Annotated in this window: 13 protein-coding genes; 10 read left to right on the top strand and 3 right to left on the bottom strand. The window is 39.9% G+C overall.

Annotation, left to right across the window (positions count from 1 at the left end):
• Positions 1-58: 58 nt before the first annotated feature.
• The 9 genes from CJF29_RS14190 (at position 59) to bglX (ending at position 19,013) form a co-directional block, all read left to right on the top strand.
• Entirely contained in the window at positions 59-3,523 is a 3,465-nt protein-coding gene (locus CJF29_RS14190; RefSeq protein WP_413544491.1) for a two-component regulator propeller domain-containing protein, read from the top strand.
• A 177-nt stretch (positions 3,524-3,700) separates the two neighbouring features.
• Positions 3,701-5,518: a glycoside hydrolase family 2 protein gene (locus CJF29_RS14185; protein WP_099147538.1), complete on the top strand. Its 1,818-nt coding sequence runs from the start codon at positions 3,701-3,703 to the stop codon at positions 5,516-5,518.
• Between the two features lie 37 nt (positions 5,519-5,555).
• Positions 5,556-8,768 (top strand): SusC/RagA family TonB-linked outer membrane protein, encoded by a 3,213-nt coding sequence (locus tag CJF29_RS14180; RefSeq protein WP_099147537.1) that lies wholly within the window; start codon positions 5,556-5,558, stop codon positions 8,766-8,768.
• Between the two features lie 11 nt (positions 8,769-8,779).
• Positions 8,780-10,402, top strand: a complete 1,623-nt coding sequence (locus CJF29_RS14175; RefSeq protein WP_099147536.1) for a SusD/RagB family nutrient-binding outer membrane lipoprotein — start codon at positions 8,780-8,782, stop codon at positions 10,400-10,402.
• A gap of 12 nt (positions 10,403-10,414) precedes the next feature.
• A complete protein-coding gene (locus CJF29_RS14170) occupies positions 10,415-12,238 on the top strand; it encodes a cellulase family glycosylhydrolase (RefSeq protein WP_099147539.1) in 1,824 nt (607 codons plus the stop codon).
• A gap of 8 nt (positions 12,239-12,246) precedes the next feature.
• Positions 12,247-14,094 carry a sialate O-acetylesterase gene (locus CJF29_RS14165; protein WP_099147535.1) on the top strand — a complete coding sequence of 616 codons (1,848 nt, stop codon included), beginning with the start codon at positions 12,247-12,249 and terminating at the stop codon, positions 14,092-14,094.
• Positions 14,091-15,617: a cellulase family glycosylhydrolase gene (locus CJF29_RS14160; RefSeq protein WP_099147534.1), complete on the top strand. Its 1,527-nt coding sequence runs from the start codon at positions 14,091-14,093 to the stop codon at positions 15,615-15,617. The genes CJF29_RS14165 and CJF29_RS14160 overlap by 4 nt, the downstream gene beginning before the upstream one ends.
• Before the next feature lie 253 nt (positions 15,618-15,870).
• Entirely contained in the window at positions 15,871-16,740 is an 870-nt protein-coding gene (locus CJF29_RS14155; RefSeq protein WP_413544548.1) for a transposase, read from the top strand.
• A 20-nt stretch (positions 16,741-16,760) separates the two neighbouring features.
• On the top strand, positions 16,761-19,013 hold the full coding sequence (gene bglX / locus CJF29_RS14150) for a beta-glucosidase BglX (RefSeq protein WP_413544547.1): 2,253 nt from the start codon (positions 16,761-16,763) through the stop codon (positions 19,011-19,013).
• A 2-nt stretch (positions 19,014-19,015) separates the two neighbouring features.
• Here the strand turns inward: bglX and CJF29_RS14145 are convergent, their stop codons facing one another.
• The 3 genes from CJF29_RS14145 to CJF29_RS14135 all read right to left on the bottom strand — a co-directional run bounded on the left by CJF29_RS14145 (position 19,016) and on the right by CJF29_RS14135 (position 22,810).
• Positions 19,016-19,663: a GNAT family N-acetyltransferase gene (locus CJF29_RS14145; RefSeq protein ID WP_099147570.1), complete on the bottom strand. Its 648-nt coding sequence runs from the start codon at positions 19,661-19,663 to the stop codon at positions 19,016-19,018.
• Between the two features lie 157 nt (positions 19,664-19,820).
• Positions 19,821-20,744 carry an exopolyphosphatase gene (locus CJF29_RS14140; RefSeq protein WP_004300094.1) on the bottom strand — a complete coding sequence of 308 codons (924 nt, stop codon included), beginning with the start codon at positions 20,742-20,744 and terminating at the stop codon, positions 19,821-19,823.
• Entirely contained in the window at positions 20,741-22,810 is a 2,070-nt protein-coding gene (locus tag CJF29_RS14135) for an RNA degradosome polyphosphate kinase (RefSeq protein WP_099147571.1), read from the bottom strand. The genes CJF29_RS14140 and CJF29_RS14135 overlap by 4 nt, the downstream gene beginning before the upstream one ends.
• Positions 22,811-22,983: 173 nt before the next feature.
• Between CJF29_RS14135 and CJF29_RS14130 the strand changes: the two genes are divergently transcribed.
• Positions 22,984-23,562 (top strand): HdeD family acid-resistance protein, encoded by a 579-nt coding sequence (locus CJF29_RS14130; RefSeq protein WP_004303713.1) that lies wholly within the window; start codon positions 22,984-22,986, stop codon positions 23,560-23,562.
• The last annotated feature ends 19 nt before the right edge of the window (positions 23,563-23,581 follow it).

Raw genomic sequence — 23,581 nt, 5'->3', positions numbered from 1 at the left:
TTTTTGCTTTCATCCACAACAACAAAAAATGGTACAGTTGAAAATACCATGGGCCGGTATGAAAAACTTCTTGTTCGATCAAGGGACTTGTTGGGGAGCTTTTTATGCGGACAATCTATATTTTACTCTTGATGATTTCAACACGGTATATCCTTTTGCTGCTCAAGATGGTACCCAGCCCTTTAAGAATGAAGTAGTCAATAAAATAATTAAAGGGGAAGAAAATCTGTTATATGTCGGTTTGACTAAAGGATTGAAAGAGATTAACTTGGCAACCCGGCAAGTCCGCACTTTACTATCTGTAGATGATAAAGGAGATGATATTTATGTACGGGAAATAGCACTTTACTCTGAAAACGAGTTATGGATCGGTACAGAATCCGGTATTTATACTTATAATATCAAGAATGGTGCTATAACCCATATCCAAAGTTTGGCGGGAACTTCCTATGCATTATCAGATAATGTTGTCTATTCTTTATATAAAGATAAAGAAGGAGGAATGTGGATTGGGTCTTATTTTGGAGGAATAAACTATTATCCTAAACAATATACGTTCTTTGAGAAAATATACCCTCATAGAGGGATGGAAGAATTAGGTGAACGTGTTCGTGAAATCGTGGAAGATGAAAAAGGAAATTTATGGATCGGTACGGAGGATAAGGGCTTGTTTCATTATAATCCCGTGACGAAGGAATTGAAACCATTCCATCATCAGTCTATTTACCATAATGTCCATGGATTATGTCTGGAGAATGGCTTTTTATGGGTAGGTACGTTTTCAGGAGGACTTAATCGAATCAATTTGCAGACAAATACAGTGAAAACTTACCGGAAAAAAGATTCCTGCGGATTGAGTTCCAATGATATTTTTGTGATTCGACGTACGGCGTCCGGCAAAATATATTTGGGAACTGCTGACGGACTATTTGAATATCATAATGAGAATGACCGCTTTTCGCGAGTTGAATCAGTTCCACCGACTTTGATCTATGATTTGCATGAAGATTTAAAAGGACACCTTTGGCTGGCAACTTTTAATGGTGTGTATAAGTTGGAAACAGAGAAACGAAAGTGTATTCATTTCTATCATAAGGAAAATGACTCATTGAGTTTACCTTATGATAAAGTTTTGAGTATATTCGAGGATAGCCGTCACCAGTTATGGTTTACTACCGAAGGTGGGGGATTCTGCCGGTTAGTTTCAGATTCCGGGACTTTCGAACACTATGATTCGAATTCTATCGGATTACCAAGTGATGTTGTTCATCAGATTGTAGAAGATAAGCGGGGCATTTTCTGGCTGACTACTAATAAAGGGTTGGTTCGTTTTCAGCCGGAAACAAAAGTCATTAAAAACTTTACTATTGCCGATGGACTATTGAGCAATCAATTTAATTATCGTTCAAGTCATCAAACGGTGGATGGAAGAATCTATTTTGGTTGTATTGCAGGGCTTATATCTTTTGATCCATCTACTTTTATTGATAATGATTATGTATCTCCTCTGGTGATTACGGATTTTATGATATTCAATAAAGAAGTAGTGCCGAATACCAAAGATTCACCTTTGAAACAGAGTATAACGGTGTCAGATTCTATAGAACTGACCGCATCTCAAAATTCCTTCTCATTTCGCTTTGCAACACTGGGATATTCTACTTTGGATCAGAACAAACTATTATATAAGTTGGAAGGATTTGATAAAGAGTGGTATGAAGCAAGAGGGTCATTAATCAGTTATTCTAATTTGCCCTATGGTTCGTATACCCTTTATGCGAAAGGAGTGAATAGTGATGGAATCTGGAATGATGCACCTTTAAAATTACATATTTATATTCGTCCGCCATTTTATTTGACGGGATGGGCTTGCGCTGTTTATGTTCTTTTATCATTGTGCATTTTTTATTTTATTATACGATATTCCAGACGTCGTATGGCTCGCAAGCACATGAGGCAGATGGAGAAGTTTGAACAAAGGAAAGAACGTGAACTTTATTCTGCCAAGATAAACTTTTTTACGAATGTAGCACATGAAATACGAACTCCGCTGACGTTAATCAAAGGTCCTTTGGAGTGTATTTTGAAAGATAAGCCTCTGGCGGATGACGTACGGGAGGATCTAGTTATTATGAGGCAAAATTCGGATCGCTTATTGAATCTTATCAATCAATTACTCGACTTCCGCAAAACGGCCAATAATAGTTTCACACTAATTTTATCAGAGTGTAATATTCAGGAAATAGTATCTGGAGTCTATATTCGTTTTACATCTCTGGCGCGACAGAAAAATATAAAGCTTTCTATTGATCTGCCGGAGGAAGATATTTCTGCAGCCGTCGATCGCGAAGCATTGATTAAAATTATAAGTAATTTGTTGAGTAATGCAGTAAAATATGCAGCTACCTATATAACTATAACAGTAAAATATAATGAGGCAACAGGCAGCTTTATAATAAAAGTATGTAATGACGGGTCTGTTATTCCTGTTAATATGAGGGAGGAAATCTTTCAACCTTTTGTTCAGGTTCAGAATAACGAAGAATATGCTTCCGGTACAGGCCTTGGCCTTGCCTTGGCACGTTCTTTGGCAGAGTTGCATCATGGAACCGTGTATCTTGAGGATATGCAAGGAGTCAATTGTTTTGTACTGGAAATTCCGGTCACTCATGTAGAGGAGGTGCAAGAACTGCAAGAAAATGTATCAGAAAAGGAAGATAAGATATCAGGCATTGAAAATCCGATGGCGGAAGAGCAGGAAAAAGGAACTCATCTCCCTGTTATTCTGGTGGTAGAAGACAATCAGGATATGTTGACATTCATAGCCAAACAATTATCTTCGGCTTATAGTGTTCTGAAAGCAAAAGATGGGGTGGAGGCTCTTGAAATATTGGAAGATGCAAATATTGATTTATTAATCAGTGATGTTATGATGCCTCGGATGGACGGGATGGAATTATGTCATCGATTGAAGACAGACCTTACATATAGTCATATCCCTATAGTGCTGTTGACGGCTAAAACAAATCTTGAATCAAAGATTGAGGGATTGAAACTGGCGGCAGATGCATATATTGAGAAGCCCTTCTCGGTAGAATATTTGATAGCTACCATTGAAAGTTTACTTTGTAACCGAGAGAAGCTAAGGCAGGCATTCTGTCATTCTCCTTTTGTATTTACTGCAACGATGGCACAGACGAACGCCGATAAGATTTTTCTGGAAGAACTGAATAAGATTGTTTATGATAATTTGCAAGATCCGGATTTTAATCTGGATAGTATGGCACAGTTGCTGAATATGAGCCGTTCGAGTTTGAACCGGAAAATTAGAGGAATACTTGATATGACTCCCAATGATTATATCCGGGTAGAGCGCCTAAAGAAGGCGGCTGTACTTCTCAAAGATAAATCTTATAAGATAAATGAAGTCTGCTATGCTGTTGGTTTTAGTACTCCTTCTTATTTTGCAAAGTGCTTCCAAAAACAATTTGGAGTACTTCCAAAGGATTTTGTAGAGATGTAACCAACCTTTCACTGCAATTATCTTTTCTACATAGGCAATTATCGAATCAAAATCTTCATTTGATTCGATTGTTATATGAATAGCTTCAATAATTCTACTGAATTTAGAGGGTAGTGGCTACTTTTGGATACGTGAACAAAGTATCAAATCTATTATTAACTTTAAACGAAGCAATTTATGAAGAACTTCATCCGGCCTATTTTTTTATTCTTATTTATATTGATTTTTAATGTTGCGGCATTTGCGCAATGGTCGCCGGCTGGCGATAAAATAAAAACTCAATGGGGAGAGCAGATAGACCCGAATAATGTATTACCGGAATATCCGCGTCCCATCATGGAGCGTACCCAATGGATGAACCTGAACGGTTGTTGGGATTATGCTATTGTTCCTAAAGGAATGGAAGCTCCTGCTGTATACGATGGTAAGATATTAGTCCCTTTTGCCGTTGAATCCTCGCTGTCCGGAGTAGGGAAAAGAGTGGGAGGTGAAAAGGAAGTATGGTATAACCGTGTATTTAATGTACCCGAGAAATGGAATGGTATGAATGTTCTTCTTCATTTTGGAGCTGTAGATTGGAAAACCGATGTGTGGGTAAATGACATGAAAGTAGGAGAACATACAGGTGGATACACTCCTTTCTCATTTAATATATCTTCCGCCTTGAAAAAGGGAGGAAATAAACTGACTGTTCGTGTCTGGGATCCGACAGATAAAGGAGTACAACCACGTGGAAAGCAAGTAGAACGTCCGGAAGGTGTTTGGTACACTCCAGTTACAGGTATTTGGCAGACTGTTTGGTTGGAGCCTGTGCCTGTATGTCACATCACAAACGTGCGTACTACGCCTGATATTGATCTACGCCGGATCAATGTGACCGTTACTACTAGTGAGAACTTTACCGACCGGGTAAGAGTGAAAGTTTTTGATGGTGAACAACTGGTTACCGAAGGGCTGGCCGTAAACAAACAGGCAATAGAACTGCCAATGCCCGAAAATGCTAAACTATGGTCACCTCAATCTCCTTTTCTTTATAAAACAGAGGTGACTTTGGAGAACAATGGCAAGATGGTGGATAAAGTGAATGGCTACGTTGCCATGCGGAAATATTCAACCCGACGGGATAAGGATGGCATAGTACGGTTGCAGCTGAATAATCAGGATTTATTTCAATTTGGTCCTTTGGATCAGGGGTGGTGGCCTGACGGACTCTATACAGCTCCCAGTGATGCGGCTTTGCGTTATGATGTTCAAAAGACAAAAGACTTTGGCTTTAACATGATTCGTAAACACATCAAAGTGGAACCGGCCCGATGGTATACACATTGCGACCAGTTAGGGATTGTTGTATGGCAGGATATGCCAAGTGGTGATCGTAATTATGAATGGCAGAACCGGACTTATTTTGATGGTATTGATTTTAAACGTTCTCCAGAATCGGAAGCGGTTTATCGTAAGGAATGGAAAGAAGTCATTGATTACTTATATTCTTATCCTTGTATTGGTGTCTGGGTTCCGTTTAATGAGGCTTGGGGACAGTTTAAAACACCGGAGATTGCAGCTTGGACCAAACAATATGATCCGTCTCGTTTAGTAAATCCGGCAAGTGGCGGCAACCATTATACATGTGGGGATATGCTTGACTTACATAATTATCCGGCTCCTGAAATGTATCTTTATGATGCCCAAAGAGCAAATGTTTTAGGAGAGTTCGGTGGAATTGGTATGATCTGTAAAGAACATCTGTGGGAACCGGATAAGAATTGGGGATACGTCCAATTCAATTCTTCTCAAGAGGCTACAGACGAATATCAGAAATATGCGGATATGCTGTATAAGCTTATTCCGAGAGGTTTTTCCGCTGCTGTTTACACACAAACCTCTGATGTTGAGATTGAAATAAATGGCTTACTGACTTATGACCGTAAGGTTGTAAAGCTTGATGAAGAACGCTTACGGAAAATTAATGAGAAGATATGTAATGCATTACGTTAGTGATAGAATAGAATAACTCTTATAAATTTAATACGATATGAAAAAATTAAGATTTTTAATGGCTTGTGCCTTGCTGGCTTTTCTTTGGTCTGAAGGAAGTTATGCAAATACTACTCTGGAAAACACGGGTAGTTCCCAGCAACAGCAATATTGGAAGATTAAAGGAAAAGTCTCTGATGAGAAAGGAGAGGCACTGATAGGGGCGACTGTGAAAATTAAGAATGCGACACATGGTACGGTAACCGATGTTAATGGTAATTTTGAGATCGTGCTGCCTCCCGGTAGTGTTCTCATTATAAGTTATATCGGCTATAGAGAACAAGAACTGAAAATCAATTCACAGCGTACCTATGATATTGTATTGAAAGAGGAAACTGCCGGACTTGATGAAGTGGTAGTGACTGCTTTAGGTATTAAACGTGACAGGAAAGCTTTGGGATATGCCGTCAGTGACGTGAAAGGAAAAGAACTCGAAAAAGCGAAAGAGACCAATGTTATAAACGCATTGGCCGGTAAGATTCCGGGATTGGTCATTTCTCAAACGGCTGGTGGTCCTGCCGGAAGTACGAGAGTAATTATTAGAGGTAATACTTCTTTAACTGGTAGCAACCAACCTCTTTATGTAGTAGATGGCGTACCGTTGGATAATTCTAATTTCGGTTCGGCCGGTGCTTATGGAGGATATGATTTGGGAGATGGAATCTCGTCCATCAATCCCGATGATATTGAATCCATGTCTGTGTTGAAAGGTCCTGCTGCTTCTGCTTTGTACGGTAGTCGTGCTGCACATGGAGTTATTCTTATAACGACCAAGAAGGCACAAAAGAATCAGAATCGCAGGGCGATAGGAGTGGAGGTAAACTCAACCGTTACTTTTGAAAAGCAACTTACAGAATATGATGATGTTCAGACAGAATTTGGCCAGGGATGGGATGGAAGAATTAATCTGAATGATGATGATGCAAAATCGGCTTGTGCCAGTTGGGGACCCAGATACGATGAAGGAATTGCTTTTAAGTATTTCGACGGAGTGACTCGTCCTTTTATATACAGGAAAGACAATATAAAGGGATTCTTTAACACAGGTGTTACAGCCACAAATTCTTTGATTCTAAGTTCTGCCAAAGAGAACAATAGCATAAGATTGTCGTATACGAATCTGACTAATAAGGATATTATGCCTAATGCCAAGATAAGCAGGAATACGATTGATTTAAGAACATTCTTTAAGCTTGCAGAGAAACTGGAAGTTGATTTCAAAGTCAATTACGTAAATGAATATGTAAAGAACCGTCCGGCATTAGCAGACTCAAGAACGAATGTAGCTAACAATCTGATGAACCTGGCAGGAAACTTTGATCAGGTATGGTTGAAGGATAATTATATGCATTCGGATGGAACCTACTACGACTGGAACCGAGGAGATGTCTGGAATATCAACCCCTATTGGGTGCAATATGCAATGAAGAATACGACACAGAAAGACCAGTATTTTGCAGTCGCTTCATTTAAATATAGTGTAAATAAGAATCTGTATTTCAAATTGACCGGTGGTGGTGAGAACGTGAACTTCTCATTTATGGATTATATTCCATATTCTACCCCTAGTACTTTATTGGGACAATTACAAAAAAGTACTTTTGAAAATAAGTCTTATAATGTGGAGTTTATAGCTAATTATCAAAATAGCTTCAAACGCTTCAATTATGGAATTACATTAGGAGGGAATGTGTATCACGTAGATAATAAGTCGCATACCATAACAGCTAAAAATATGTCAATGCATGAGACGGTGGCTCTGCAAAGTTTCCTGCAAAAAGAGATTACTGAAGGTAGCTGGCGTAAAGAGATTAATTCGTTATTTGGAATGGTAAACCTTTCCTGGAAAGATTTATTGTATGCAGATGTGACATTAAGGCGGGATCAGTCGTCCACACTGCCGGTAAACAATAACGTTTATTTTTATCCTTCAGTTGGTGGAAGCTTCTTGTTTTCAGAATTGATTAAGCCGAATCCGATTCTTTCATTTGGTAAATTAAGAGCTTCCTGGGCGCAAGTCGGTAGTGATGCAGACCCTTTCATGTTGGATTTGAACTACATTATGACGGATAAAACCTTTGGTAATTATTCAACGGGATATATTAGTACGGGTACTATTCCTAATAAAGATTTGAAACCATCCAAAACCAATTCTTTTGAGATTGGAGTGGATTTGAAGTTTCTGAATAACCGGATCGGACTGGATTTTACTTACTATAAACAAAACAGTAATAACCAGATAATGAATGTTGCCACATCAGTAACATCAGGTTATAGTACCAAACTGATAAATGCAGGGGAAATAGAAAATTCGGGAGTAGAGATTGCATTGAATACGACACCGGTTCAAACGAAAGATTTTTCTTGGGATTTTAATTTTAACTTTTCGAAGAATAGTAACAAAGTGAAGTCCTTATCAACAGGAATCGAGAGTTTGGAATTGGCAGCTGCCCGTTGGCTGGGAGTAAAAGTACTGGCTGTTCCGGGAGAAGAATACGGAGTAATTATGGGACAGGACTTCTTGAGAAATGAACAGGGAGACGTGATTATCAATGCTGATTCCGGTTTGCCTGAAATAACCAGTGATATGAAAAAGTTAGGGAAAGCAACCTGGGACTGGACAGGGGGACTAACGACTACTTTCAGATATAAGCAATTTACTTTATCGGCAATTTTTGATATTAAAGTAGGAGCAGATATTTATTCTATGACAGCGCGTGGCTTGGCCAAATCAGGTAAAGCAGCATATACTGTAAGGGGACGTGACGAATGGCATAAATCGGAAGAACAGCGTTTGGAAGCTGGAGTTGCTGAAGGAAACTGGCAATCTACCGGTGGGTATGTTGCAGAAGGAGTTGTTAAGCAAGTGGATGCCGCAGGCAATGTATCTTGGGTGAAAAATACCAAAGCGATTGCTCCATACGATTATTGGGGATATATCTGTGATAAGACAGCTTCGCCTTTTATCTATGATAATAGTTACGTCAAGATGCGTGAGTTAACGTTCGGATACACCTTTCCCAAAAAAATGATAGAGCGTTATGTTGAGTCGTTAAGTGTTTCATTTGTTGCGCGAAATCCTTTTATTATCTATAAGAATGTACCGAATATTGATCCGGACTCAAATTATAATACTTCTGCTATAGGTTTGGAATATGGTTCGTTACCTTCCAGAAGAAGTTTTGGATTGAATGTGAATATTAAATTTTAAATTGTCCGACTATGAAAAGAATATTGAATATAAAGTGGATGCACTCTTTGCTGTTAAGTGTCCTTTTGATGGGATTTAGTAGTTGCATAGACTATGAGGATTTTAATAAAAATCCAGTAGTGGCTACGACTATCGATCCGAACTCACAGTTATCCTACATACAATTATGTATGGGTGGTGATTGGCTGATGGAACAACCGTTTGCCTATTATTATTCAGGTTTTGTTCAACAACTGCAAGGTGACTGGTCGGCAACGCATTTTGGTGGCGAATACCTGATTGATGATGCACAGTTTCAACAACCATGGGAGCGTATTTATACTTGTCATCTGAAAAATCTGGCGGATATTCTTTGGAGAACGGAGGCAGATGTTGAACAGAAAAATATAAATGCGGTGGCCAGGATTCTGAAATGCTACTTTTTTCTTATCCTGACTGATATGTATGGTGATATTCCATATTTTGAGGCAGAGCAGGGGTATATAACAGGAAATGTTACCCCAAAGTTTGATGAGCAGGAACTGATTTATAAAGATATGCATAAAGAACTTCTGGAAGCGGAGGAGCAACTGGATGAAAAAGCTGATAAACTGACCGGTGATATAATTTATAGTGGTGATCTAAAGAAGTGGAGAAAATTTGCCAATACTTTAAACTTTCGTATTGCCATGAGATTGGTTAAAGTAGCTCCGGAGCTTGCAGAAGAATGGATGACTGCTATTTGTAATATTGAATCGGGTCTTTTGGGAGTTGGAGATGATGCATTAATTCATTATATGGATTTATTGGATTGGGACGAAACGGAGTTCAGGCGTAATGGCTTGGCGCAGTTGTGGCGTAGCCGGGAGAATGCTCCTATGTGTTATTTCTGTACTACGATGTGGGATAAGTTAAAAACGACCAATGATCCCCGTCTGTTGATTTTAGGAAGATGTTATGCCGAAGATTCAACAGATCCATTTTTAAGAACAGATTTGACGGACTTTATTATAGAGAAGGCTCCGAAGCAACTGGAATCAATAGAAGCAATAAAACCGGGATTCTACTGGTGGGATAATTGGCCTGCTGGATTTATGGATGGAGATACGTATTACGGAAAGGAATGTCGTCCACAACTGAACAAGGGATTTATAAAGGGAGATTCTCCGGCCATCTTTATGAGTTATGCAGAAACTGAACTTTTACTGGCAGAAGCAAAACTACGCTGGCCGGCCATCAATGACAGTAAAACAGTAGAGACTCATTATTCAAATGGAGTAAAGGCGGCCATGGGATTACTGAAAAACTTTGATCTGGGAGAAGAAGTCTCCAATACGGAAATGGCCAGTTATCTGTCCCGGAATCCGCTACCATCAGATAAAGATGGACAATTACAGTTTATCAATGAGCAATTATGGATTTTACATTTGATTAATCCGTCAGAAGCTTATTCTAACTGGAGACGTTCGGGATATCCTGTATTGAAACCTTCAACAGAATATGGCGCAGCAGTCAAAGACTCCCGTACTATTCCCAGAAGATTGAAGTACCCGTTATTTGAGCAGACTTATAATCCGACCGGATATTATGAAGCAGTCGGAAGAATGGGAGGAGAAGATAACTGGAATTGTAGAATTTGGTGGGACAAAGAATAAAATACTATGATTATGAAAACATGGAATATTATAAAATCAATTTTCTTTATTAGTATTTATGTACTAATAGCCGCGTGCAATGATGATGCGGCAGAAGAATCTATTTCGGCAGATAATTATCCTCGCATCATTGCGACAAGCCCTACATTACCGATGAAAGGTGAAAATGGGGAATTGGGAAAGCTCAATGTAAAGCAGGGGGAGACAATTACGATAAAGGCTATTTATACTCCTTTTGAATATGCAGAAGCTGTATGGTATGTGGATGGAGTACAAGAGGGAACCGGAGATGAATTTAAATACAGTAATGAGACTCCGGGAATTTATCATTTGAAGTTGGTTGTAAGTACTACCAGCTATGAAACCACTCGGGAAGTGAATCTTAATGTATATTCAACGGGTACTGGCGGAGAGTTTTCTGGTTTTGAAATTCACAAAGGAGTGAATATTGGTAATTGGCTCTCACAAAGTAGTGCAAGAGGAGAAGAAAGGAAGAATAAGTTTAAGGAAACCGATGCTATATTTTTAAGTCAACAGGGATTTGACCATTTGCGGTTACCGGTGGATGAAGAGCAGTTGTTTACAGAATCAGGTGAAGTCGATGAAGAAACTTTGAATCTGATATATAAAACTGCAGATTGGTGCCAATTGTATAATATGAGATTAATTTTTGATTTTCATATACTGCGGTCTCATAATTATGAAGCGGATAATAAACCTCTATGGACTAGTAAGGAAGAGCAGGATAAGTTTGTACGGATGTGGAAAACAATTCATGACAAGCTTCAACAATATCCTGATGATATGTTAGCGTATGAGTTACTGAATGAACCTGTAGCTCCCAGCAGTGATATTTGGAATACGTTAGTGAATCGCCTGATAACAGAATTGCGTGAAGTTGCCCCGGCAAGAATGTTGATAATTGGTTCTAACTTGTGGAATAGCGTGTCTACAATAAGTGATTTGCAGATACCAAGTGAAGATAAAAATATAATGTTGACTTTCCATTATTATGAGCCTTACTTGTTGACTCACTATCATGCTAGTTGGACAGACTTTGCCAATCTTAATTTACCGTTGAATTATCCGGGACTTTTGGTCAGAGATGAAGATTTCAATAATCTTCCTGCCGATCAACAGGAGATTGTGCGTCCCTATAAACAGGAATATACCCGTGAATCTATTTTGAATAACATCAATGTGGCTGTTACGGCTGCTCGGGCAAAGGGAGTGAAATTGTATTGTGGTGAATTTGGTTGCCTGCCTTATTCTAATCTGACTTCACGTTATGCGTGGTATCGTGATTTAGTTTCTATTTTTAATGAAACCGAGATTTCGTATGGTGCATGGGAATACAATGCGATCTTTGGTTTCTGTACTCCTGACGGAGGATTGAAGGATGCCACTTTAGTCGATATATTGTTAGGGAGAGAAGGAGCGGAACTGACTACCATCTATACTGTTGAGGCAGAGGATTGTGAAAAAGGCGGAGGCACTATGATTATAGAAGACAACGCTGCGGCTTCAGGAGGAAAACATGTGAATCATTTTTGGGGAAATTCTAATTTAAAATTTGATGTGACTGTTGAAGAGGCGGGAGTTTATTATTTGAAGATTCGTTATGTTTGTGGTACTGACGTGTGGATTTACTCCCAAGTGAATGGCGGAGTGAAGCAAATGATACCTTGTCCGAACTCCGGAGGTTGGTGGAGTGAATTTACAGATGCAAAGACTGTCGTAAATCTTTCGGCTGGTAAAAACACAATATCTTTCACTCCGGAACCAACGGGAAGTCCTATCCTTGATAAATTTGAGGTTTGTAAAATAAAGAAGTAAGTAGGTATATGGCAAAATATATATTTCTGTTTTTTCTATGGATAGCTGGCTTCGCTTATGGGTGTGGAGATTCGGAGACATCTGTTAATGATGATATCCCTGTGAGTAAGGCTCCTACTTCAATAAAGTTGCCTCATTTGATTAGTGATAACATGGTATTGCAGCAAAACTCAAAAGTAATTTTGTGGGGAGAAGCTACACCTAAATGTACAGTTACAATATCAGCTTCTTGGATAAAGCAGGATATAGTAGTGAATGTTGATGGTAAAGGGCAATGGCAGGCGTCTATTATGACGCCTGCCGGTGGTCCTGAAACGCAGACTCTTTCGTTTGATGATGGTGCTTCCGCCCCATTAATTGTACGGAATATATTGATCGGGGAAGTTTGGATATGTTCCGGACAGTCGAATATGGAGATGCCTTTAGGAGGCTGGGAGGGATGTCCTGTAGATAATATGGAAGAGGCTGTGACAAATGCTGATAAACATTCGGAAATTCGTATGTTGACGGTTGAACGTAACAGTGCAACTGTGTCCCAAAATGAATTGAAAGGAGACTGGCTGGTTGCTTCTTCCGGACAAGTAAAAAGATTTAGTGCTGTTGCTTATTATTTTGCATTGGAGCTACAGGAGAAGTTGAATGTTCCTGTTGGACTGGTGGTTGCTGCCTGGGGTGGTTCTGATATAGAATCATGGCTACCCGGTGGAGATAAATATAATGGTATGCTTTATCCATGCCATAAGTATGCAGCTAAAGGATTTCTGTGGTATCAAGGAGAATCGAATGTCTGGAAATGGTATGAATATCAGAAGAATATGAAAGAGTTGGTAAAATCGTGGCGTTCATTGTGGGAAGGCTCTTTGGGGACGGGTGAAAATATGCCTTTTTATTATGCCGAGATAGCACCGTATGCTTTGCCGGAAGATAATGGAGCCACAGGAATTGTTTCTGCTCTTTTGCGTGAGGTCCAATATGAAGTTCAGAAAGAGATTATGCCGGCTGGTATGGTTTGTACAAATGATTTGGTTGCATTATCAGAGGAGAATCAGATACATCCGGCAAATAAAAAAGGAGTAGGTATGCGTCTGGCACATTTGGCTTTGAACCAAACTTATGAGCATGGTGAAATAATCTCCGCCAGTCCTTCTTTTGAGGGAATGTGTATGGAGGATGGTAGAGTTCTACTAACTTTTAAAAATGTAGGTGGTGGCTGGATGGACATTGATAAGAATAGTGTGCTTCAAAATTTCGAGCTGTCAGATGGAAAAACACTGGTCAATGGATGTTATGTTTTCTATCCGGCATCGGATATATCATTTGGGGATGGTGATGTAGTCACAGTCTCTTCAGATAAGGTTGCTGCTCCTAAGTATATCCGTTATTGTTTCCGTAATTTTATGTTGGGATATATGCGAAACAAGGCGGGGTTACCCTTGATTCCTTTTAGGGGTGAGAGCAATATCGGAGGGACTTATATGGTTGAGGTCGAAAGTGGAACTTCAAGTGGCACATCAGTGGCTTTGAGCGATAATCCGTATGCTTCAGGCGAGCGACTTCTTACTAATTTTTATGGAGATGCACGTTTGAACTTGAATTTAGTGGTAGAAGAGGAAGGCTTATATGAATTGAGTGTCTACTATATGAGTGAGGTGGATGCTGCCGTCCGGATTCAAGTAAATGGAGGAGTACAACAGAATCTGAATTGTTCTGCATCCGGTAGTTGGTGGAATAAGTTACAATGTGCAGGAATGACAGTGACACTATTAAAAGGGGAAAATACTATCGTGATAACTCCGGAAGCCAATGGAGGACCTAACCTGGATAAAGTAAATGTTGTAAAGATAGAAAGAAAATGATGAATCAGATTGTTCGAATGAGAGTTACAGTATTATTAATTATAGTTGCGGTGATGTGGACTAACCATACAATATGGGGAAATGTCCGGATGGAGAGTCTACAGTCAAATTTCGAAATTACGAGGGGAGTGAATATTAGCCACTGGCTTTCTCAAAGTAAAGATAGGGGTGAGTTGCGGAAAAGTAAGTTTGGCAGGGACGAAGTAGCTTTTCTTAAAAAGATGGGATTTGATCATTTACGTTTGCCGGTTGATGAAGAACAGTTATTTACTCCTTCAGGGGATATAGATACAGAAACGATGGGATTGATACATCAGGCAATTAGTTGGTGCCGTGAGTTTCAAATGCGGATAATTGTTGATTTTCATATTCTTCGTTCTCATCATTTTGGCAACAATGAGAGACCTCTATGGACAGATCCCATTGAACAGGACAAGTTTATTCATTTGTGGAAACTTATAAATAGGGAATTGGAAAAGTATCCGGAGAGTTTACTGGCATATGAATTATTGAATGAGCCGGTAGCTCCGGAAAATGGGGTTTGGAATGAACTGGCAAAGCGCCTGATAAAGGAGTTACGGGAAGTAGCATCCAAGCGTATGCTTATATTAGGATCTAATTCTTATAATAGTGTTAATACGATAAAAGATTTGCAGATACCTAAGGGTGATCGTAATATCATGTTGACATTCCATTGTTATGAGCCTTATCTATTGACCCATTATCGTGCGTCGTGGACAGACTTTGCCAAACTTGATATGGCATTGACATATCCGGGTGATTTAATTAATGAAAAGGATTTTGAGAAATTGTCTGATGAAGAGAAAAAGATTGTTGCTCCTTATAGAAGAATGTATAGTAAAAGGACCATTGCCCATGAAATAGAACAGGCATTAAAAGTGGCTAAAGATAATGGAGTAAGATTATATTGTGGAGAATTCGGCTGTCTACCGTTTGGAAACCATGCTTCACGTTATAATTGGTATAGAGATTTAATCTCCATATTTCAGAAAAAGAAAGTTGCTTATGCATGCTGGGATTACAAATCTATTTTTGGTTTTTGTAACACGGATAAAACCATAAAAGATAGTGTTCTTCTCGCTATTCTGCAAGGTAAGGATATTAGGGATTGGGAACAAAAAAGTTTGATTGAGGCAGAGAAATGCGAAATGATTGGAAGCTCTCTTTCTATTATAGCCAACCCTTATGCTTCAAATGGTGAGGTGGTGAAGGATTTCTTTGGTAATTGTAGTTTGATCTTTAATGTCGTTACTGAAAATGCTGGTGAGTACTTATTTAAGATACGCTATACGAGCGGAGAAGATGTGGGTCTTAATTTGCAAATAGGGAATTCACGTCAGGTCATCCGTTGTCCGAATACAGGTGGTTGGTATGATAAATTTGAAGAAACAGAAATCTATATCAATTTACCCAAAGGACAAAGTGTCTTGTGTATTACTCCGGGAATGAATGGAGGACCTATTTTGGATAAATTTGAACTGTTTAAAGAAGTCACTGATTAGAAGTAAGGTAATTAATTAAAGAATTCATGTCAATGATGAGAAGAATGAAAAGATGTTGTCTTTTAGTTATATATGCGAATCAGCAGTTGATAAACATCAGCCTTTTCGCTTGTTAAAATGTTATTATTCAGTTAATTATCTCATAAATTAATTTTCTAATCTCCTTGAAAATCAGTATATTAGAAGAATAAAACCACTCATTGTTCTAATTATGATTCCCAAGGAGAAAGAATTAAAACTTATAAAAATATATATGTATATCTGCGATGTTTACGAGTCTTCACTCAAGTTCTACTGCCAGAGGTTCAGTAATAACAATCATCCAATCTTTACCGATCAGGAACTGCTTACTGTATATCTGTTCTGTGGAGCTTATCAACAATACTTTAAAATCAAAGACATACATACCTTTACCAAGGAATACCTGCTTTCATGGTTCCCTGACTTGCCTTCTTACCAAACATTCAATTATAGATTGAATTTGATGCCGGAAGCAATCAGCGAACTGGTCAGGCAGTTAATCCATTCATTCAAACCTCAAGATTGTGACAGTATGAAATCATTAGTTGACTCGATGCCTATCATTACTTGCGCAGGAAAGAACAAAGTAGGAAAGGTCGCCACTGAGATTACTTCCAAAGGATATTGTTCGACAAAGAACATGTATTATTTCGGAATAAAACTCCATGCAGTGGCTTTCCGTAGAAAAGGAACTATACCTTTTCCTGAAATGCTCATACTTTCCGCTGCTGATGAAAATGACTCCACTGTATTCAAAAGAGAATGTGTGGGAAATCTGAACAATAGAGAAATATATGCCGATAAAATATATTCGGATATACCATTCTATAAAGAGACGAAAGAATGCAAAAAACTCGAGCTATTTACTCCTGTAAAAGCTATCAAAGGAGAATCACCTGAAATAACAAAAAGGGAGAAAGCGGCAAGAGACTTGTTTTCAACGGCAGTCTCAAAAGTCAGACAACCCATTGAAGCATTATTCAACTGGTTGAATGAAAAAACAAATATTCAAAGAGCGATGAAGGTCAGATCTACATCTGGACTTCTGGTACATACGATGGAAAAAATTGCCATCGCATTAATTACTCTAATTTTTAACTAAGGAATCAAATACTGATTCGCATTATATATAATATATTATTAATACCGACTCTGTTATCACAGAATCATTACGAGAATGAAATGGACTGTTTCATTACCGACTTAATGGAGCGGATGACTCTCCGTGAGAAACTCGGACAACTGAACCTGCCTTCGGGCGGTGATCTCGTGACAGGTTCGGTGATGAACGGTGAACTTAGCGATATGATTCGCAAACAGGAAATAGGCGGCTTCTTCAATGTCAAGGGGATCCAGAAAATTAATGCCCTGCAACACCTTGCGGTAGAAGAAAGCCGGTTGAAAATACCTCTACTTGTAGGTGCAGACGTTATCCACGGTTACGAAACTATTTTCCCGATCCCATTGGCGCTTTCTTGCAGTTGGGACACTCTGGCCGTCGAACGTATGGCACGCATCTCTGCCATTGAAGCCAGCGCAGACGGTATTAACTGGACATTCAGCCCGATGGTCGATATTTGTCGTGACGCCCGCTGGGGACGTATCGCAGAAGGGAGTGGGGAAGATCCTTACCTGGGTTCTTTAATGGCTAAAGCGTATGTGCGTGGTTATCAGGGAAACAATATGCAGGGCAACGATGAAATACTTGCCTGTGTGAAACATTTTGCACTTTATGGAGCGTCTGAATCAGGACGTGATTATAATGTGGTGGATATGAGCCGCCTGCGTATGTATAACGAATATCTGGCTCCTTATAAAGCTGCCGTTGATGCCGGTGTAGGTAGTGTCATGAGTTCTTTTAATATCGTCGACGGTATTCCTGCCACGGCCAATAAATGGTTACTGACCGATCTGCTTCGGGATGAATGGGGTTTCGGGGGACTATTGGTGACAGATTATAATTCGATAGCCGAAATGTCCTCCCACGGTGTCGCCCCTCTGAAAGAAGCTTCCATACGTGCTTTGCAGGCAGGGACAGATATGGATATGGTTTCCTGTGGTTTTCTGAACACATTGGAAGAATCCCTGAAAGAAGGAAAAGTGACGGAAGAACAGATAAATACGGCCTGTCGTCGTGTTCTGGAAGCCAAATATAAATTGGGGTTATTCTCCGATCCGTATAAATATTGTGATACTCTGCGTACCCGGGAAAAACTTTATACGGCCGAACATCGTTCTTCCGCCCGTACGATTGCAACTGAAACTTTTGTTCTGTTGAAGAACGATCGTCATCTGCTTCCTTTGGACATAAAAGGAAAGATTGCCCTGATCGGCCCGATGGCAGATGCACGTAATAATATGTGTGGAATGTGGAGTATGACATGTACTCCTTCCCGGCACGGAACGTTACTGGAAGGAATCCGTTCGGCAGCGGGTGATAAGGCTGAAATACTGTATGCGAAAGGCAGTAATATATATTATGATGCAGAAACGGAAAAAGCTGCTACGGGTATTCGGCTGCTTGAACGTGGAGACAACCGGCAATTATTGGATGAGGCTTTACGTATAGCTGCCCGTGCTGATGTGATTGTAGCTGCTTTGGGTGAGTGTGCGGAAATGAGTGGTGAATCGGTTTCACGTACCAATCTGGAGATACCCGATGCTCAACAAGGCTTATTAAAAGCTCTGGTGAAGACGGGCAAACCTGTCGTACTTCTTTTGTTCACGGGTCGTCCTTTGGTTTTGAACTGGGAGGCTACAAATGTACATTCCATCTTGAATGTCTGGTTTGGTGGTAGTGAAACGGGGAATGCGGTTGCTGACGTATTGTTTGGTAAAGTTTCTCCAAGCGGTAAACTGACAACTACCTTCCCGCGTTCGGTGGGACAGTTGCCATTGTTCTACAATCATCTGAATACCGGTCGTCCTGATCCTGACAATCGTATATTCAATCGTTATGCCAGCAATTATCTGGATGAGAGTAATGAGCCTCTGTATCCGTTCGGATATGGTTTGAGTTATACGGACTTTGTTTATAGTGATCTTCATATTAGCTCGGAAACCTTACCTAAAAACGGTGAGTTAACGGTTTCTGTGACTGTTACCAATAAAGGAAACTACGACGGCTACGAGACAGTACAGCTATATCTTCGTGATATATATGCAGAGATTGCCCGTCCGGTGAAGGAGTTGAAAGGCTTTGAACGTATTTTCCTGAAGAGTGGTGAAAGTCGTGACATTAACTTCGTTATCACGGAAAATGATCTGAAATTCTATAATTCCGGCTTGGAATATATCTACGAACCAGGAGAATTTGATGTCATGGTAGGATCGAACTCCCGTGATGTACAAACCAAGCGGTTTAAGGTTGAATGACCTTAAATCGCTTTTCTTCTCATTACTACCAGCTGCTCAAATCGTTTTTGTGACGGAGTGCCAACCTCAATTTCTTTTGGAGGAAATTGTTTGTCGAACTCATTAGCAGCAGATCTATCAATCTGATATATTTCATCTTCTATATAACGGCCTTTTGCATTGGCTAAAGCATTATCATATAATTCATAAACATGAAGAGCAGTAGCATACATATTATCTTCAGTGCGAATCCCTAATGTTTCGGCAGGAATGAATCCTTGTCGGAGATAATAATCCGGGTCACCACAAAGTAAAATAGCACGAAATCCCATTTCGGAAGCTAATTTTTTGGTAAGTGCAATCATTTTTCCTCCGATACCCTGCTGTTGGTATTCGGGGAGAACAGAAATGGGACCCAGGCTCAAAACCTCATATTGGTTACCGTCATCTGCCATGATAAATGATTTGAGGCAGACAACATTACCGACAATCTTGTTATTATGTTCTGCAACAATATCGAGCTCCGGCACAAACTTAGGATGGTTACGCATAATATGAAGGAGGTAATGTTCGTTACATCCCGGAGAATAATGATTCCAGAATGCTTCCCGTGTAATGTTTTCGGTTTCATGATAATCCGAAGATTGCTCAATTCTAAGTTTTATATCCATATTGTTTCAAATATATAGTTGCACAAATATAAAGAACAAAATCCGAATACCTAACTCTTTTAAAGATGAATCTATACATTATAGCAAGATGAGACAAAAACTCCCGATACTAAGTCTGGATATATTGGTATCAGGAGTTTTTTTATATATTCATTCATCAAGATTGCGGAGAATCAGACCTGTTCATGTTCTGCGTGTATAAGCTATCTATAATACCGTCAGACAGTCCGATGGTAGGTACAATAATTCCGGTAGCTTTTACATGAGTAGCTATCTCGAGAAATATTTCTGCAGCAGGAACAATAACATCGGCCCGGTCCGGTTTCAACTTATATTGTTTAATACGTTGTTCGGTAGAGAGGGCTTTCAATGTTTCATATATATCTTGCAGTGATTCGATGGGTAGGAGAGACGCTTTTTTATCTTTCTTGTCCGCTAAACGAAATAACTTATTAATATTTCCTCCCGAACCGATGATACTGATAGGGGCATATTCTGTGGCAAGCCCTATCAGATCAGTGCGCAAAGCTTCCTTTTCTTCTTCCTTTACCATGCCGCTAAGCATACGTACCGTACCTATATTATATGAACGGGAATTTTTCAGTTCGCCGTTGCTGATAAGATTGATTTCCGTACTACCACCTCCCACATCTGCATACAGGTAATTTTGCCCTGAAGCAAATAACTGTTCGATATGATTGTCGTAAACAATATGCGCTTCTTCCTGCCCGTCGATGATTTCTACACGGATACCCGTCTTTTTGACGATCTGCTGAACGATATCCTTACCATTACGTGCATCACGCATGGCAGAGGTGGCACACGCACGATAGTCTACCACATCATATATCTTCATTAATTGTTTGTAGGCTTTCATCAGCCGAATCAGTTTCTTCTCTTTTTCTGCGGAGATAACCCCCACAGTAAAGGCGTCTTCTCCCAACCGTAACGGAATACGGATGAGCTGCACCTTACTCATTAATTCGGGCGCATTCTCCTCGTTTACACATTTTATCAGCAGTCGTACCGCATTAGAGCCTATATCTATTGCTGCATAATTAACTTTTTTCATACTTATCATAATGTATTCTTGTATTCGTTATATAATTCTTCTTGTGAGCGGAATGGGACACTGTTTTCTTCCCGTTCTTTTTCCCGGTTCTCACCTGTACCATCTACAATTCTTCCTTTTGCCGTATCCCGGAATCCGTAGCAGACAATTCGTTTTAAATCTGCCTGGATTTCTTTATCATAGACCGGTGCCGCCACCTCAATACGATTATCCAGGTTGCGAGGCATCCAGTCGGCAGAACCAATGTAGTATTTTTCTTCTCCACCATTGGCGAAGATGAAAATGCGCGAATGTTCGAGATAACGGTCGATAATGCCATTGATGTGTATATTCTCGCTGATACCCGGAACACCTGTCACTAAAGAACAGTTACCGCGTACTACCAGCTCCACTTGAACACCTGCTGTTGAGGCTTCGTATAGCTTTTCAACAAGTGCACGGTCAGTAATATGATTTACTTTAGCTAGGATATAAGCCTCTTTTCCCTGTTCCTTATTTTTTATCTCTTTGTTGATCAGGGCAATGAACCGTTTACGCATATCATTGGGAGAGACGAGCAACTCTTTGAAATCGACAGGAGTATAAGGCTTTTCGATAAAATCGAATACGGCATTGACTTCCCGGACAATGGGACGGTGAGCAGTCATAATGGTATAGTCAGTATACATACGTGCATTTCCTTCATGGAAATTTCCTGTACTGATGCAGGCGATATCACCGTGCCGAGTACCGATATGCAGCAATTTAGAATGGATTTTCAAACCCTCTACTCCGAAAATAACATGAATCCCCGCATCCTGCATTTTCTTGCTCCAGTTGATATTAGACGCTTCATCAAAACGTGCCAACAGTTCGATAACTACTGTGACTTTTTTCCCGTTTCTGGCTGCACAGATTAAAGCTTTTATCACTTTGGACTCTTTAGCCAAGCGATAAAGCGTCATCTTGATGCTTTTTACTTCTTTACTGATAGCGGCTTCGCGCAACACACGGATAAAAGTATCGAAGCTATGATAAGGATAATGTAAAGAACGATCTTTCCGACGAATCAAAGTGAGCAGACTTTCCATGCCATTCAGTTCAGGCTTGAAAATAGGTTCCCAAACTGGATATTTCAGTTCATGATGACCGCAAACCGGAAATTTCATTAAATCCTTGAAATTGTGATAGCGTCCTCCGGCTACACGCGTGTCATTCTTATCCACGTTCAGGCGGCCGGTCAACTTTTTCAGCAAGTCTTTAGGAATTTGTTCGTCATAGACGAAACGGATCGGTTCCCCTTTCTTCCGGCTTTTCACACCTTTGGAAATCTTCTGAAGTACCCCTGTCCGCAGATCACTGTCAATTTCCATTTCGGCGTCTTTAGTGAATTTGAAAGTGTACGCCTCATAATCTGTATACTTCATACCGACGAAAATCATCGGCAAACAGTAACGGATCACGTCGTCAAGAAACATGAGATATGTTTTTCCATCCGAATCAGGCAATTGAATAAAACGGCCGAAGTCTTCGGTCGGCAGTTCAATCACTGCATAGTCTTTCTCCTTTATCTTTCCCGTTTCATCTTTGCGCAGCAGACGGATGGCAAGGTAAATATCCTCATCTGTCTGATCGTCCAGCGGGCGGGTTCCATTGAGGAAAAGCGGGTTGGTAGAACCATTCAGTTTGTTGCGATAGAAAGAAGTGACGAATGCTTTCTGTTCGTCTGTCATTTCCGTATCTTTGATAACGTAGATATTCTCTTTCTTCAATTCCTCCATAATGGAAGCGAATGTTTCCTCAAACTGCTTGTAGTAACGATTGTGCAGCTTCCCTATTTGTTTCAGAGTGCAGGCGGCAGTTTCTTGTTCTGCCTGTATGTTTTTATCAGCATATTCAATAATCCGGTTCAGAGTAGCTACACGGACACGAAAGAACTCATCCAGGTTATTTGAATAAATCCCAAGAAAAGTGAGCCGTTCCAATAGTGGCACTTCGGAGCGGGCAGCTTCCAGCAGAATACGTTGGTTGAAGTACATCCAACTGATGTCACGCTCTACATAAGGGTATTTCTTTTTTATTTCGCTTTGTTTCATTGTGAAAAAGGAACTGTTTAAAATTTCTGCAAAAATATCAATGTGAGATGTAATCGTCATAACGATATTATTACGAACTTATTACAATGTTTATTTGTTATTTTTATATATCAGTAGAAACACTTATATTCGCAAAAGTATTGGAACAGACTCGGTTAAAAAATATAGAATTTATGAAAACAATGAATTATTCCCTTATTCGCATTCTCTTCGCACTTGTGATTGGATTGGTACTCGTGATTTGGCCCAATGCGGCTGCCAGCTATATTGTCATTACGGTAGGTGTTGCCTTCTTGATTCCCGGTGTTATCAGCCTTTTTGGCTATTTCGGCCGGAAAAGACCGGAAGGTGAAGCTGCTCCCCGTTTTCCGATAGAAGGAATCGGTAGCTTATTATTCGGACTTTGGCTGATTGTGATGCCTGAATTCTTTGCAGACGTTTTGATGTTTTTATTGGGATTTATCCTGATTATGGGAGGAGTGCAACAGATTGCTTCTTTGTCGATGGCTCGTCGGTGGATGCCCGTTCCGGGAGCTTTTTATCTGATTCCTTCGCTGATTCTTATTGCGGGTATCATCGCTTTGTTCAATCCGACAGGAGCGCGTAATACTGCATTTATAATTATTGGTATCAGCAGTTTGGTTTATTCTCTTTCCGAATTGATAAACTGGTTCAAGTTTGCCCGTCGCCGCCCGAAGGCTCCGGTTATGCATGACGATGATGATATTGAAGACGCAAAGATTATCGAATAAAAAAAAGAAGAGGACTGCT

Origin of the sequence: Bacteroides celer (assembly GCF_002632415.2) — a bacterium.
In the GTDB taxonomy this organism is placed as follows: domain Bacteria; phylum Bacteroidota; class Bacteroidia; order Bacteroidales; family Bacteroidaceae; genus Bacteroides.
Note: the sequence above shows the minus strand (reverse complement) of the source record. Positions and strands in the feature narration are given on the sequence as shown.

What these genes read in the sequence shown, in the direction of transcription:
- CJF29_RS14140 (WP_004300094.1), bottom strand. Translation starts at nt 20,744, where the DNA reads ATGATAAGTATGAAAAAAGTTAATTATGCAGCAATAGATATAGGCTCT.
- CJF29_RS14145 (WP_099147570.1), bottom strand. Translation starts at nt 19,663, where the DNA reads ATGGATATAAAACTTAGAATTGAGCAATCTTCGGATTATCATGAAACC.
- CJF29_RS14170 (WP_099147539.1), top strand. Translation starts at nt 10,415, where the DNA reads ATGAAAACATGGAATATTATAAAATCAATTTTCTTTATTAGTATTTAT.
- CJF29_RS14155 (WP_413544548.1), top strand. Translation starts at nt 15,871, where the DNA reads ATGTATATCTGCGATGTTTACGAGTCTTCACTCAAGTTCTACTGCCAG.
- CJF29_RS14130 (WP_004303713.1), top strand. Translation starts at nt 22,984, where the DNA reads ATGAAAACAATGAATTATTCCCTTATTCGCATTCTCTTCGCACTTGTG.
- CJF29_RS14135 (WP_099147571.1), bottom strand. Translation starts at nt 22,810, where the DNA reads ATGAAACAAAGCGAAATAAAAAAGAAATACCCTTATGTAGAGCGTGAC.
- CJF29_RS14180 (WP_099147537.1), top strand. Translation starts at nt 5,556, where the DNA reads ATGAAAAAATTAAGATTTTTAATGGCTTGTGCCTTGCTGGCTTTTCTT.
- CJF29_RS14165 (WP_099147535.1), top strand. Translation starts at nt 12,247, where the DNA reads ATGGCAAAATATATATTTCTGTTTTTTCTATGGATAGCTGGCTTCGCT.
- CJF29_RS14175 (WP_099147536.1), top strand. Translation starts at nt 8,780, where the DNA reads ATGAAAAGAATATTGAATATAAAGTGGATGCACTCTTTGCTGTTAAGT.
- CJF29_RS14160 (WP_099147534.1), top strand. Translation starts at nt 14,091, where the DNA reads ATGATGAATCAGATTGTTCGAATGAGAGTTACAGTATTATTAATTATA.
- CJF29_RS14190 (WP_413544491.1), top strand. Translation starts at nt 59, where the DNA reads ATGAAAAACTTCTTGTTCGATCAAGGGACTTGTTGGGGAGCTTTTTAT.
- CJF29_RS14185 (WP_099147538.1), top strand. Translation starts at nt 3,701, where the DNA reads ATGAAGAACTTCATCCGGCCTATTTTTTTATTCTTATTTATATTGATT.